This window comes from Coleofasciculus sp. A1-SPW-01 (assembly GCF_040217205.1).
Classification (GTDB): domain Bacteria; phylum Cyanobacteriota; class Cyanobacteriia; order Cyanobacteriales; family Coleofasciculaceae; genus Coleofasciculus; species Coleofasciculus chthonoplastes_A.
In genome coordinates this window covers 1-15,256 of the sequence record NZ_JAVJNP010000013.1, presented here as the reverse complement: position 1 = coordinate 15,256, position 15,256 = coordinate 1, and the positions used below count along the sequence as shown (strand labels likewise).

8 protein-coding genes, 1 tRNA gene and 2 pseudogenes are annotated in these 15,256 nt (G+C 46.4%); 1 reads left to right on the top strand and 10 read right to left on the bottom strand.

What is annotated here, in order from left to right:
- Positions 1–7: 7 nt before the first annotated feature.
- Positions 8–1,511: pseudogene (gene tnpC / locus RH949_RS02430) on the bottom strand (IS66 family transposase).
- A 344-nt stretch (positions 1,512–1,855) separates the two neighbouring features.
- Between tnpC and RH949_RS02425 the strand changes: the two are divergent.
- A complete protein-coding gene (locus RH949_RS02425) occupies positions 1,856–2,776 on the top strand; it encodes an SPFH domain-containing protein (RefSeq protein ID WP_446351803.1) in 921 nt (306 codons plus the stop codon).
- 150 nt (positions 2,777–2,926) lie between these two features.
- Here the strand turns inward: RH949_RS02425 and RH949_RS02420 are convergent, their stop codons facing one another.
- From RH949_RS02420 to RH949_RS02380, 9 genes and pseudogenes are all read right to left on the bottom strand, one after another.
- Positions 2,927–4,417, bottom strand: a complete 1,491-nt coding sequence (locus RH949_RS02420; RefSeq protein WP_446351802.1) for an iron uptake porin — start codon at positions 4,415–4,417, stop codon at positions 2,927–2,929.
- 409 nt (positions 4,418–4,826) lie between these two features.
- A tRNA-Met gene (locus RH949_RS02415) sits at positions 4,827–4,899 on the bottom strand.
- A 303-nt stretch (positions 4,900–5,202) separates the two neighbouring features.
- Positions 5,203–7,821, bottom strand: a complete 2,619-nt coding sequence (locus RH949_RS02410; protein WP_446351801.1) for a peptidoglycan DD-metalloendopeptidase family protein — start codon at positions 7,819–7,821, stop codon at positions 5,203–5,205.
- A 993-nt stretch (positions 7,822–8,814) separates the two neighbouring features.
- The gene (locus RH949_RS02405) at positions 8,815–9,276 is read right to left on the bottom strand and encodes a tRNA (cytidine(34)-2'-O)-methyltransferase (RefSeq protein WP_006101391.1); all 462 of its coding nucleotides are present in this window, start codon (positions 9,274–9,276) and stop codon (positions 8,815–8,817) included.
- A gap of 179 nt (positions 9,277–9,455) precedes the next feature.
- Positions 9,456–10,601, bottom strand: coding sequence for a glutamate--cysteine ligase (gene gshA / locus RH949_RS02400; RefSeq protein WP_446351800.1), 1,146 nt, complete (start codon positions 10,599–10,601; stop codon positions 9,456–9,458).
- Positions 10,602–10,753: 152 nt separating this feature from the next.
- A complete protein-coding gene (locus RH949_RS02395; protein WP_006101553.1) occupies positions 10,754–11,668 on the bottom strand; it encodes a histone deacetylase family protein in 915 nt (304 codons plus the stop codon).
- Positions 11,669–11,700: 32 nt separating this feature from the next.
- A complete protein-coding gene (locus tag RH949_RS02390; RefSeq protein ID WP_446351799.1) occupies positions 11,701–11,901 on the bottom strand; it encodes a hypothetical protein in 201 nt (66 codons plus the stop codon).
- Positions 11,902–12,242: 341 nt separating this feature from the next.
- Positions 12,243–14,039, bottom strand: a complete 1,797-nt coding sequence (locus RH949_RS02385) for a protein kinase domain-containing protein (RefSeq protein WP_446351798.1) — start codon at positions 14,037–14,039, stop codon at positions 12,243–12,245.
- Positions 14,040–14,081: 42 nt separating this feature from the next.
- Positions 14,082–15,110 (bottom strand): annotated as a pseudogene (locus RH949_RS02380) (serine/threonine protein kinase); the annotation flags it as partial.
- Between the last annotated feature and the right edge of the window lie 146 nt (positions 15,111–15,256).

Genomic DNA, 15,256 nt, shown 5'->3' with positions numbered 1-15,256 from the left:
CTAGGTTTCAAGGGACAGGTTCAGGCAACAGTGACACAGATTGCCCCGACTCGGTTTGAGCTACCAAGGCGGCTTGAAAAAACTCAATCACCGACCGTCCTTGCCGCCGACAAGTCTGTACCACACTCAATAAGTCTGCCGTCTGTTGAAATCGCTTCATTGAGCGAGACCCACCACTGACTTTACGTTTTGTCACCGCCAAACGCAAAGAACGTTCCGCCAGGTTATTGTCCGGTGGCACTTCTGGGTGGTCGAGGAAGTACCACCATTGCTGGGCTTTATCCCGTAAAGAACGCAGTAACTTGCCCGATTCATATCCGGCTGTACTTATCCATTCCTGTATAGTCAGCGCCACTCGCAGCTTAAAAGAGGCCGCCCAGGTAAAGAAAGAGGTAGAGTCTTGAGTTTGACGCCATTGCTTATGCTGGGCAAAGGCTTCCTCAATCAGTTCAATGAACGCTTGCCCTAAAGCTGGATTATTACCATGGCTCAATTTCACAACTTTTTTGAAGTGACGCAAAAGATGGGCTCGCACATTTCTGTTGTGCCTTGACCTCGTAGCCATTATAGGCACTGTAATCATCACTATTGATTACACCATCAAACCTAGACCCCAACTGTTGGATAAGTTCAGCTCGTGAGCGGGTATCACCCGGATGAAATAGACAACATTCTTGTGTCGCACTCACCCACAACCATTCTTTGAGACCCAACACTGGCCAAGGAGATTCATCCACATGAACCAACGGTTGCTGTTTGATCCACTCTCGTAAGCCGTCAACGCTTTCCTTCACCGCATCCGCCATCCGAGCATTTGTGGCATTAAGAGTTCCTACCCCTATCTCAATCTTGCCCAGTTCCCACAGTAGTTCTTGCTGCTTTTCATAAGACAGATGTCCATAGTTGCCCAACCACACCAGTAGTGCTTGCAATCTCACACTCAAGTCTTGTCCTGGCACAATGTCTTTTGACCAAGGCGCTGCTGTCAGCTGACCACAACAGGCACAACGGCAGGTTTGCCTTTGGTATTCGACTACTTCTATCGGATGTGCTACCAGTTGCGCGACCTGCTGCCGCTGCACTGATGCTGGATTTTCCTCAAATTCTACACAGCCACAGCTAGTACATTTTTTGGGTTTGAGAATTGAGTATCTATCTACTCGCCCAAAACATGAACGGGTCTTACCCGGGTGACCGGGTTGTCCTCCTGGCTTTCGTTTCGGTTTGTCGCTCTTTGCGCCAGCACTTTTGTCCCCACTACTGTTACTCTTGTCGCCAGCGCTCTTGTCCCTCAGCTTTTTTAGTTTTTCCGGTTTGAACAACAAGTCCGTTGAAGGGGGCTTTGAACTTGCTTGACTATCCAGTTTCTGGATAGCTTTGAGCCTTTCTATCTCTTGTTGCAATTTCTCAATTACAAGCTGTTGCTGCACCAGCAAGCCAACGAGTTCCTCGGTGGGCAACTGTTTGAGTTGGTTTGGGTCAAGTTTTGGCTTCATGGCAACAGCACTCACATACCTTATATTTAAGCAGATTTTGTGTTACTAGAGCGCCATCGTTACGCTTTTCCCTCTCAGGTAGTTCTCTGTGTGCCGGAGCAAAAGGGGCAAGCCTTCGCCTCTGCCAAACTGCTGTACTCGACTCATAGCCAAAAGGAGGCGAAGCCTTCCCCCTTCATCGGATTTCCACGACCCCTGAATCCTTACGAAATTATCACTTTTATCTCTTCATCAATTTTACGATATGTAGAGCCACATAGAATGTCATGATTTAACCAAAATATTGTCTTGCAACCTCCCCCAAAATTATGCTGAATATGATTTGCACTTCAGACACGTTTCTTTACCCCTTAAAGACCATGAAAAATATACCTCGTCGTTTCCTTAAACTTACTGGAATAACGGTTACTTTAGCAATTATTGCATCGGGTTGTGGTGCGGTTCCTGGAAGCAGTGTTAAGCGGATACCTGCTGGCTATGTCGGACTAAAAGTCGAGCTTTATGGTGAAAATCGTGGGGTGCAAAATGCAACGATTAGTACAGGAAAGGTTTGGTATAATGGCTACACTGAGGAAATCGTCGTTTTTCCAGACCACGTTCAGTATTATATCTTAACGGCTTCAACGGAAGAAGGCTCTCCAGTTGATGAAAGCATCAGTTTTGGTGTCGGTGGTACAACGGTTAATGCGGATGTCTCCCTGTCGTATTTTTTCAACACCCAGAAAATTAAGGACTTTTACGGGAAGTATCTGAAAGATCCAGAACAGTTTAAAGCCACTTTAGTTCGCAGCGAAACCCGTAATTGCTTTAACCAGTCAGCTACTGGCTTGAAACCCGAAGAAATTGTGGGAAACAAGCAGGCACAATTGCTCAAAGATGTCCAAACTTGCTTAAACAATAAATTTGGTGCTGTTGGCGTTACGTTTGATTCCGTCGGGTTTGTCAGTAAGCCTCGATTTGACGAGTCGATTGAAGCCCAAATAACCGCTCGTTTCCAAGCTGAACAGCAAGCCGTAGCTGCTAAAGCACAGCTTGAAGTCGCAGAAGCCGAATCTAAGCGAAAAATTGCGGAAGCGAGGGGAGAAGCTGAAGCCTCGCGGATTAAAGCTTCAACCGTTTCTCCTTTAACGATTCGTTTGCGAGAGTTAGAATTGCAAGAGGAAATGATTAAGAAATGGGATGGAATTCTACCCACATATTTAGGTGGAACGGCACCATTTCCTTCCTTCGATCCGAATGCGGGTCATTCGCTACCGTCAGCGAGTACAGCGAATAAATAATTCGTCATTTTTCCTTTTTCATTTGTCATTTGTCTAAGAGTTTGATGTCCAGGGAAAAAGTCCACAAGTGATAAAGGGAGTTACTTAAGCGGATTTGGTATTAGATACCCGACTTCTTCAAGAAGTCGGGTATCTGTCAGCAATTTTGGTTTAAAACGTGAAGGTAGTTCTCACCGTACCAATAACCGCATCGCTGTTATCTGAATTTTGGTTGGGAGCGGTTAACCAAATGATACCCGGTGTAATCGAGAGATTATCGCTCACTTGATATTTGTAGAACCCTTCGATGTGATACGCAAAATCTCGATTAAAGTCGTTGGTTCCTCCGGGAACGTCTAATCCTCTTAGTGTCGGTTCTGCACCCGCAACAACGGCGGCAAAGCTTCCCTCTTTCCCTAAATCGGGGAAAACTAAACCTAACGCGAAATTCCAAATATCAGCATCGCCTAATCCAATTAAACGGGCATCAGTTTTACCAACCCAGCCATTATCCTCTCCAGGATTACTGGCGGTATTGGAAATGTAGCCCAAATCTACTCTAATATTATCACTGGGTTTCAGCGCGATCGCAGCCCCTGCGCCAAAGGGTCCAATTCGGTAGATGGGATTCCGTTCAGCGAAGCGGGAAATGGCATTAGAACCCCCAGCTAAGCCTTCTAAGAAAGGGTTAACGGTATCCACGTAGTAGTGGTGTAAGCCATTATTTGCCACAATTTGTACTGTGGCTTTGTCTCCCAGGGGAAAGCGATAGCGCAGGATGTCGATAATCACATCATTGCCGTTATCACCATCGTAGGTAAAGCGCCCTTCTTGAGTAAACTGTGATCCATCGTCGAAGGTTACACCATCTCTTGCTAGGAGTAGGGCAGCATTACCCGCCTGGAGACGAGTTTGCAGCATATCCTTCCCGGTGAAGCTAGTCAAAAAGTTGAGGCGCACGCGATCGTGAAAAACGGTATTTACATCGTCGCCAACTTCATCCCCAAACGCATCCACCAAACCAAAGATAACTTCCCCTGATAGCTTTGTGGTTGTGGAAAATTGATGGTCTTCTAAAAACGCCACTCGACCTTCTAAATTATCAACCCGCGCTCCTAAGGTGGCAAGTTCTGCTTCAAATTCTTCGACTAAACGTCGTAGGGTGGGCAATTCTTCAATGTTATCGGGAACGTTGCCAATTAAACGCTCAATTTGCTGTAAACAGGCATTTAATCCAGCCGCAAATTCATAGCGCGTCATCGCCCGATTACCGCGAAATGTGCCATCCGGATATCCCGCAATACAGCCATACCGTTCAACTAGCGATCGCAAGGCTTCATACGCCCAGTCTCCGGGAGAAACATCTCGCAGTTGGGAAACGTTGGTTATTTGTCCCATTCCCTGATTTTCCATGGTGTCCAAATCTAGGGAGGGTTCAGGGGTTTCCGGTGTCGCTGATGGGTTTAATTCCTCCGTCTCCAGCGCTGCATCTGGAACCGGAATCTCTAGATTCAAGGGCGTTTGGGCAATTGAACTCGGCTGTTGGGTATTATCCCTTCGGGTAGGTTCACCTGCGATCGCGGCGGTAGACAGCCCAATTATTATCCCTAAAATTGTCGGAACATTAAGTAAGGCAATCCTAAAAACTTTAGCTTGATTCACGTTCGTCTCTCACACCAAATAGAGTTTTTTGTGAGATTAGCCAACCGAATAACCGTCCCTGGAATTTTTTGTTCCAGAGGTTTTATCCTGTCTGGGTTAATCTCAGGTTAACCTTATCGGCGCTATCTGCTTTTTTTGTATTAATTGATGCAAAGTGTCCTGTTTATATGCAAAAATTGAATCAAATACATCCGTTTACTGCAAATCAAGCTCCATCAGTGCAGGTTGAGAGGTTTTATTACTGGAGGAGTCGCGCTAGAGTAATTTAAATGGAATTGTTTTCAATTCTTATGAATAAAACCCTACAGACAATGAAGCTGTAGTCAAATTTATAAAGATTTGGTAGAATAGCCCCACCGTAACTAAGGCTATTCCCCCGAAAAGCTTACTCTATAAAGTTTCTAACAAATGGCTCAGGTCGGATTTGAACCAACGACCTTGGGCTTATGAGTCCCCTGCTCTAACCACTGAGCTACTGAGCCGTTTTTTTTCACAGCCTCCTTAATTTAGCATAAAGCTTACGTGAACACAAGCACATTTTCCAACATCTATTCCAGGTGAATGCCACTGGCTTAAGGGTGGTGGGCAGTGCCCACCCTACGGTATATCAAGGGTTTCGCCAATCCCGAAAGACTTGGTTCGTAGTCAGGGCTTTAGGTCTAGATTCGGTTGGGTTTCGACTTCGCTCAACCCAACCTACTCTAACTACACCATTTGAACTGTGTCCCGCCAGAAGAGACGTTGCAGGCAACGCCTCTACACACTTTTGTCGCTGGGAGAACCAACTACCGATTCTTGGGTAAAAAAGCCATTGGATTAACGGCTCCGCGTCCCCCTGGATGAACCTCAAAGTGCAAGTGGGGTCCTGTACTGTAACCCGTACTACCCATCTCCGAAATTTGTTGACCTTGGTCAACCTCTTGACCCCGACGCACCAAAATTCGATTGTTGTGGGCATAGAGGGTCAAGCTACCATCCGGATGTTTGATTTCCACCAATTTGCCGTAGCCACCGGAATTCCAACCAGCGGTGACGACAACACCAGGGGCAGCTGCCACAATCGGTGTACCAATCGGAGCTGCAATATCAATCCCCTTGTGCATACGTCCCCAACGCATCCCGTAGCCAGAGGTTAAAACCCCCTTGCTGGGCCAAATATAGCCATTAAATGGGGCAGGGCTGTCCGGCAAGTACATATCCGGAGCGGACAGAGGAGGCAATTGAGGTGCAACCGTTGTCCCAACCGGGGTTTGCAGCATCGGGTTATAACTTGCTGGTGGGGCTGGGGCGGCGGCTACAACCTGCTCCTTCGGTTCAGATGGGGTTGCCGCAGGTGGCGGTACTGCGATGGGAACTGAAGTGGCTTGAGTTTCCTGTTCATACCGCTGCGGATTGAATTCCGGATTGACCCTAACGGGTGTTGATTGCTCAGCTACACTCGGCGCAACTGGCGCAGATGGAACCACCACTTCGCTCGGTGAACGGGTCTGACCCGTGGTTTGCTGACGGCGATATTCTGCCCGCATTCTCAGAATATCCGCCCTCAAGCGTTCAACGTAGGGGTTGTCCCCGGCGTTAGCGGACTGATTCCGTTTCGCCTCTAACGCGATCGGGGTATTGGTTGGGGCGTTTTCACCAACGGAGGATTGGGTAAAAACAGTTGATGAAGCGGTTGGCGGTTGAGATGTTGGTACTGTTGGGGTAATCGGTGAGGCGGATGTTGCTGTGGTAGGAACAACGACTCTGGGTGCTTCAACGTCTGGTTGTACTGAGCGAGTAACTGAATTGTTTGATTGCTCCTGAATACCCGGTAAAAACGTTACTCTTTGCTCGGATGACTCAGCCGATGGCGGCGTGGGAATGGTGAGTTGTTGATTGACCCGAATCAGGTTGGGATTATTTAAGCCGTTCGCTTGAATTAATTCGGAACGGGATAAACCATAGCGACGTGCGATCGCGTCTACCGTATCTCCCGGTTTAACCTCGTAAGTATTCGTCGCCGCTCTATTGGCTACCACCGTTTCCATCACCACGGGCTGCGGTGTTGGGGGTTGAGCAGTGATTTCTGGCGTTGTGACGGGTTCCAGCTTTGAATTGGGGAAGGTGATCGGTGTTTGGTCTTCCGATACCTCTGGTGAGGTCAAATGCTCTGGACTTGGCGTAGGAACCGGAATCACCACGGATGAGGGTGATGGCTTCGGTGTATTTTCCTCAATAGCCAGAGATGCGGCTGTGTCTGGAGTGGGAACCGGAATCACCACAGACGATTCCGATGAGCGAGCCGCTTTGGATTTTGACCCTGAGGCGGCTTCGGAGTCTGGAGTGGGAACCGGAATCACTACAGGTGACTGGTATCCATTAACCCCTAAGGACTCCACCGTCGGTGAGGCGGCAATTTCTGGTGTCGGAACCGGAATAACGACGGGAGATTGAGATTGATTGACCGCCGTTGAGTCTACTGTCGGTGATGCCGCAATTTCCGGAGTGGGAATTGGGATACCAATAGGACTGTTAGAATTCGTCGCGGCTGACGCTGGGGTACGTTCTGCCCCTGGGAGACGGGTTGCTGACGCGGATGGCGTCGCTGCTGTTGCTGTTCGGTTGATGGACTCCTCAGACCTCAACTCCGCCAGACTGTTATTTAAGCGGTTCCGTTTGTGCTTTAAATTATCAACAGCAACATCTTGTCTCGCCTTGAGCAGGTCATCGACCTGACCCGGAACGGTGACGGATTCACCCGTTTTGAGCTGACCGGATGCGGATACCCCGGTAGAGTTCCGTAACTGATTTGGCTCGACTCCGTAAGATTTGGATACGGATTTGACCGTTTCCCCCGGTTTAGCCTCGTGAACGATACCGTTCACAGTCGGGATTTTTAGCTGCTGTCCAACTGCAAGATTGGCGTTAGGTTGGACAGGATTCGACGCCGCGATCGCTTCTGGAGCTACTTTATAGGTTTGCGAAACCTCCCATAGCGTTTGCCCTTCCTGTACATTGTGTTGTACGACAGGTGTCGATTGGGCTGGCGATTGGGCTGGGGTTGGAGCTGGTGTAGCTCGCGGCAGTTTCGAGAGCTGGGCAACGTCTGGTTCGCTTTCTGTTGGCACAGACGCAGGCGTTGACACGCCAACAGGCAAAGTTGTCAGCGTTGGCTCAGAGGCAATGGGTTCCAAGGCTACGGCTTCATCACCTTGTTGGGGTAACAACAAGCTGGAAGCTCCCATGGAAATTGCCAATCCAATCATGGCAGCAGAAGTCCTAGCTCTGCGGTTGCCTTCGGTCGGAATGGTTGCGCCGACTGGCGGCTTCTCCCCAGAAAGCTTCAACAAAGCCTCAAAGGAGTGGGCGGAGTTGGCTGCACACGAAGGAACCTGTTTAACCTTCTGCGTAAATGTCCGTTTCAAAAACGACCTCCTAGTGTGTGACGAGCACTGAACAGTTCCTAAATGGTTTTCCCAGTCAATGAGGGATCTCACCCTAAAATGTGATTTAGATCACGGACAGTGAACATACTTAGGCAAGAGTACCCTGCTTTTTTGATTTAGACAAGCTAATCTGACTGGATAAATTTCTAGTTGTTGACGATCACCGCTCGATTCACCCTTTATTAAGCCATAACTCGCTGTCTCTGGACGAATATATTTTCATACTTGATCAACGAGACACAGTTAATAGTCGGGCGGTTTTTGTCAAGGGTTGTGCATAGAACATACAGACTTGACGGGCTTTTCTCCGGAAGAGGGCTAGAGTTTCAAACCGAACTCTAAAGTCGGTTTGTTGCTTTCTCAGCCTTCCAGGCTATCCGGTGATCGCAGGATTTAGCAACTGTATAGAGCTCAAGCTCATAGTCTAGCAACCGATAGTTTAGCAGTTAACGATTACAGACGGCACTTTACGTGAATTTTTGGTAAAGAACAACCGTACAGTCTACCCAAGCTTTCCCGGGTTAGGAACGCTGTTGTCGGTGACTTCCCCTCTGCTAAAATTGCGCTTCCTCTTGCGGAGATAGGGTTTGAGGCTCCTGAGGCAACCGACTTGGGATGATTAAAATCTATCAATCCGCCTCGATGGGGCAGGACTCTTTTGTATAGAAATTTCTTATCAAAGGAGTGGCTTTTCCGTATTCTATATAGCTGAATTCCGCCTGATTAATTTTTTTGCGGAGATAAATTGAGAATATGCCATCTGCACAAAGGGGGAACTTGTTAAATTTTAATTAATTTTAATTAAACCTTGATCCGATTAAATAAAGTTATATATACGACAGTATACATAAATGTAGTATCTTGTTGTACGCTTAAATGCTTCAGGTCAAGCCAAGTCTCAGGAATTAGCGGCTGCTGAAGGTGGAAGTTTCTTCTGTTTAAATACTTGAACGCTATCCGGGAATGGTCTTCCTAGATTAGGTATCCCAATTGACGCCGTGCTTCAAACAAACCCAAAGCCGCGCTGACGGAAAGATTTAAACTGCGAACACCGGGTTGTGTCATTGGAATAACCACAGTTGCGCCACAACGGGTTAAAACGGATGGGGACAGCCCTTGAGTTTCGCTGCCAAAGAACAGCCAGTCATTGGGTTGAAATTGGAATTGAACATAACTGTATTGCCCAGAAGTGCTGAAACCAATCCATCGCCCTCCCAGCTTTTGGGAAACCTGATTAAATGCCTCCAAGGTTTCATGGTAGTGAAACTTGACATAGGGCCAATAATCAAGTCCGGCTCGCTTGAGGTAGCGATCGCTAATTTCAAATCCCAAGGGTCCAACTAGATGTAACTCCGTATCTGTAGCGGCACAGGTACGGGCGACATTGCCTGTATTGGGCGGAATTTGGGGGCAAACTAAGACAACCCTAAGCATAAAACCTCAAACCTCTTTTCAATCCTACCCTACACATTCAGGGAGACTGAATGAATTGGATTAGACCCATTGGAAATTGTGATAGTATATGTTTTTTTAATATCAGCTTTTGGGGAGAAGCTGATTAGATATTTTAATTTTTAGCCCGAATAGTCTTGACAAATCATCCCTCCTGGTTATTAAGCCACCAAAGCCTGACACAACTTATCTTCAAGTTCGTTTTCTTGTTCCGTCATGTCTTGAATCGCTCGGTTGAGAATTTGCTGCGTGTCAAAGCCCACAGATTGCAGTTGTAACCACTGTCCGGCTGTATTCCCTTGGCGGAGAATCTTTTTCAGGGGCGAGAGGAAGCAACTGAAGCCTTTAGCTTTGGCAATGGGTAAAACTTCTTGATAGAGTTCATCAATCCATTCCCGTGCCGAAATCGTTCTGCCATCCTGCCAATGGGTGAGTTTTGCATCTAAGCTAGAACGGGCAGCCGCCATTTCGTTAGCTTCAGTGAGGGCGACTAAGTTAGCCGCGCGAGTTGATAAGTGACTTCCGTAGAGAGGGTCAAGACTCGGATCATTTAAAAGCTGGGTTAAACGGGCTTCCAGTAAGGCAGTTACCGCCAGCAGGGCAATCGGATCAACGACTAAATCACAAATTCTCAATTCCAGACGATTTAAATCATAGGGGCGTCGATTACCATTGGGTCGAACCGATGACCAAAGATGGCGCACGTTACACATGGTTCCGGCTTCGAGTTGGGCTTCGGTCCACTCAATAAAATGAGCATGGCTTTCAAATAGGGGAACCTGAGACGGCGTTTGCGGAAAAATCGCCCAGCGCGTGGAGTGATATCCTGTGGCTTGTCCGTCGAGAAAGGGAGATGATGCGCTTAACGCCAGGTATAAGGGGGCTTCTACCCGTACCAGACGACAGGCTTGCATCAGCAGTTCTGGGTCAGAAATGCCCACATTGATATGAACACTGGCGGTGACCACATTACTGCCATAGGTTTGCTCAATGTAGTCATGATAAGGGTTTTGCGGGTCAGAGCGGTAGAAGCGATCGCTCCCCCCTAGAGACAGGGTACTGCCGGGAATCAGGGTGTAGTTTCCCAGAGTTTTCAGATAAGTGCGGAGGTGCTGGCGTGGGCGTACCAAAGCGCATAAGAGGCGATCGTAGCAGCATAAAGGAGCCGTGGTATATTCGACATTGCGGGTATCCGGTTCCCGCATGAAGCCATCCAAGGATGCCACAATCCGATCAGACAGACCGACAATTTCCCCTTGGGGAGTGCCAGTATACATTTCAATTTCAAAGCCTTTCGATAGCAGCACAGTATCTCCTAGAGCTGGGTAGAGCAACCTCTTAACTCTTCAAGTGTATCAGTGCTGAGAGATTGATTATAAAGTTTCCATTCCTTGTCTTCTTCACACCCGATGATGATCAACATCATTAACCGTATGTAAGGTGGGCAATGCCCAGCCTACTACGTCTGATGGCGATAAACATCATTAGCGGCACGATGGAGGAGAGAGTGACGGTAGATTAAAGCCTTCATGTCATCTCCATAGCCGCCCCCAATCACACTGGCGACAGGGTAGCCTGCGGCGATACAGGTGCTGAGTACCTGCATTTCACGGCGGTAAATTCCCGTATCGGTTAAGGCTAGCTTACCAAAGCGATCGCATGCGTGGGTGTCTACTCCAGCATCATAGAGAACTAAGTCAGGCTGAACCTCAGACAAGATATCAGGGAGATGGTGGGCTAAGGTTTGTAGGTAAGCATCGTCATCCATACCCACAGGGAGAGGAATGTCAAGATCACTTTTTTGTTTAGTGGCGGGGAAATTGACCTGACAGTGCATGGAGAAGGTAAAGACAGTGGGGTCATTTTGGAAAATAAACGCCGTACCATCTCCTTGATGAACATCCAAATCAAGAATTAGGATTTTTTGAACTAATCCCATAGTCTGGAGAACACGAGTCGCGATCGCTAAATCATTAAAGATACAAAAACCTGATCCATAGCTGGGAAAGGCATGATGAGTTCCTCCCGCCGTATTACAAGCAATACCATGAGTCAGGGCAAGTTGAGCCGTCAGGATTGTCCCGCCAACCGCCGTACAGGTTCGCGTCACCAAGCCGGGACTCCAAGGTAATCCAATGCGGCGCTGGGCTTTCGGGTCAAGTGTACCGTTACAGTAGGCTTGGATGTAGTCAGGGGTGTGGATGAGTTGAATCCATTCTCTGGGTGGAGGATTGGGAGTGTGGATTTGTTCAGAAGTGACAATCGTATCGGCGAGGAGGAGTTCACAGAGTTTGCCGAATTTGGACATGGGAAAACGATGTCCGGGTGGAAGGGGGGTAACGTAGTCGGGGTGATAGACGATTGGCAGGTTCATGACGGTAGTCAATAGTCAGTCATGAACTATTGTCATTGATTGGTTCCTCCCCGTTTCATTGATCGCTGTATAGGCTTATTTCTCGCCTCTTGCGTGATTGTTTCCCAGTCGGCTTGTTCCAATACGGCATCTAACACATCAGAAATGTTGCAACGTTGCTCAAAGGCAATGCGTCTTAAAATTTCATGGTGTTTTGGCTGTACATATACTGGCTTTCTTTGTGTCTGTGCCATTAACCCAGTGATTAAGTTAAGTCCCGTTAGGCAAATTGAGCCTGGAAATAAATTTCCGGCTCAAAGCTAAAGTAAGCTAAAGCTTACTGGGGAAGCGTTTGATATCATGTCCTGACGATTGCCCATAATTGCAATGCGGTAAAAACCAAGGTTTCAGGCGTTTTATTCAGGGGTGTTTGACCGGACATAATATGAACCTGTTTTAACGGGTTTAAGCTTTTAGCCCGTAGACGCGGAGCGGCTTCTCTTCGAGTACTTTAGTTCAGGGCTTGAGTTCAGGGCTTAATTCTCTTTCAGAAGGAAGAGGCTTAGGGCAATGTAAACCTGGCTGGTGTTGCTGACTAATCATTTCGATAGTTCGCGATCGCCTGTAACATTTTCTCCCTACTCCCATAGTACAATTGGATGGTTTCAGCTATTTCCAGGGCGCGATCAGACTTCCCCGCAACCGCTAACTCGCGCACGATTGTATCCAAGGTACTGGCTTTTACAGAGAACTTTTCAATGGTTTTAGCAACGTGAATGGCTTGCTCAAATTCACCCATAGCCGCTAGCGCGATCGCTCGATAACTAGGCTGTTGCATCGTGTCAGCAATTTTCAAGGCTTGTTCATACTGTTTGGCTTCTATTAACTCGTATAGAATTGCGGCAAATGCCTTATCTTTAGTTGCGTCATTTCGTAGCGTTTCAGCCATATTTAGGGCTTGAGTATAGTTGCCATTTTTTGCAGAATTTAACGATTCATAAAGCAATTTTTCTTCTTCTCCCCAAATCACAGATGTTCCTGAATAATAAGAAGCTACTCTTTTTGTACCCACTCCACATTCTAATACCCCATTTTTTACAACTGGAGCAGCAGGAAGTGTTTTTCCAGAAGATTTCGACTCACATAAAATCCTTACAGTTGTTAAGTAATTGGACTCCAGGCTATCTAAATCTAAGAATACACCACTGACAAGGCTGTTAAGGTTCCTTTGCTTAGGAATGGCATAGTTCAAAGCATATAAGGGAGTAGCATGAGTTGAATAGGTATAATTTGAGCCTCCTCTGTTTACATCAAGAAAAAGAATAGAAGGTAAGAACTTATTTTTTCGCATAAAATTATCGCTTTGCTCCAAATCCATTGAATCAATAGTTCGTTTGGCTTGTGCTGTCTTAAGCGTCTTTATCGTAGGCAATATTAAGCCAAAAACAGCAAAAGCAGCAAGGCTAAACTGAAGTGTAATTAAATGCAAAAGACGTAAGAAACGAGGGTTATGTCTAGTGCTTTGACTGCTACTCTGTAGAGATTTAGCAATCATTTCTCGATGAACTGTATTAAGCTCTAGCAATGCTGATTTAGCTTTACGGGCTTGAGAAAAGCGTTTTTCTAGCGCTGGTTCAGTCATCATCTCAAGCCATTTCGCAAAAACCTGATTTAAATTAACTTGAATATTTGTCTGAAAGTCCAGTCGCATCTCAGACTGCGGTAAATTAGCAGGAGCAATACCCGTTAATAGATGAATTAACGTTGCTCCCAAGGCGTAAAGATCACTGGCGGGTACAGCACGTCCCCAGAGTTGTTCTGGTGGTGTATAGCCGCTAGTTCCGACGACAGTAAACGTGACACCTTCAGCTTTAGCTTTATCTTGCACCGCACCAAAATCAACCAGATAGATTTGATTGTTTTTTCCTAAAATTAGGTTACTCGGCTTAATGTCGCGATGGATAATAGGGGGACTCAGTTCATGCAAGTCGGTTAAGATAGTCAGAATCTCTTCAGCAAAGCAACGGACTTGATGTTCGGTAAAACGTTTACCTTGATCAAGCAACTGTTGCAAAGACTGACCAGAAATATATTCTTGTACTAAGGCAAACCAACGTAATCCAGTACCATCTTCCTCGTCCACTGAAAAATAGTCGAGATAGCGAGGAATCCGGGGATGATTGATATTTTTGAGTACCTGAGCTTCCCGTTCAAATAATTTGAGATGCTCCCATTGCATCTGAGGACTAAAGGGGAGTAATTTAATAATAACTAATTTTCGTTTAGATTCGGATGCTAAATCAAGGGCTCGCCAAGTCTGACGACTCGGTCTTTCGCTAATTTTTTCTCGGAGTTGATAGCGTCTCGTCAACTGACACATTGTATTGAACATAATATATTTTTCACCTGTTTCATAAATCTTGATCTTATCAGGCTAATCTTTGAAAATTTCTACAATTTTTGAGGCTATATTGAATGCAATAAAAAGGAAAGGCAATAATGCCAACATTAGCAAGAATTGCCCATCTCCACAATCCTGGAAACAGAGTCCAAGACCCAACATATAAAAGGCAACTACCAAGGTAGTGATCAAACAAATAATCGAGATTATAATTAAAAAAATATCAACTATAATCTTTGTTGGTATTGAAATAGTCCATGAGCGTAAAGTATTTTTCCTGGATAAGCATTTGTTTTGTGTGCGATGAATGTGCCGAGTCTTATCAACATAGTGCCGATTACTATTTTTCAGGTTTGACAAGGCTTGAGACGCGCAATTAAATCGCCGCTCCAAATTTGGATCAGTGAGGGATTCCAGCCAATTCACAAAACTAGGACTTAAACTGACCCTATCGCGAAAATGAATGCGTAAATTTTGCTGAGGTAAATCAGCGGGTGCTGTCCCCGTTAATAAATGAATTAATGTAGCGCCCAACGCATATAAATCTGAGGCGGGAACTGCTTTACCCCAAAATTGTTCGAGGGGGGCATAACCTGCTGTACCGACAACGGTAAACGTGACTCCTTCAACCACAGTGGGGTCAGCAACAGCGCCAAAATCAACTAAATAGACAGATGCATCTTGAGCCGTATCGACATCCTCTTGAAAAATTAAATTACTGGGTTTAATATCGCGATGTAGTACAGGCGGATTCAACCCATGTAAATAGCTCAAAATCTCTAAAACTTGGATAGCGATGGAGCGTACCTGAGCGAGTGTGAAATGCTTCCCCTGATTAAGTAATTGCTGAAGCGATTGACCGGGAATATAATCCTGTACTAAACAAAACCAACACAACCCTTGACCCATCTGTTCATCTAAAGAAAAATAATCCCGATGTTTTGGGATGCGGGGATGGTTCAGCGCTTTGAGAACCTGCGCTTCGCGTTCAAAGAGTTTAAACTCGTCCCACTCCATCTGAGGACTAAACGCCAGTAGCTTGACAATCACCTGTTGTGGTGGTGTTTGGATAAACTACCCAGACCTGCTAAGAGCTGAGGTCTGGGTTTTTAGTAGCCCGCTCAGTCATCAAACAAGCTAAGCTGAACATACTTAATAGTTCGGCTTAGCTTGCACGATAACCCCGTGCCTCCAGGCTGGTTTATAGA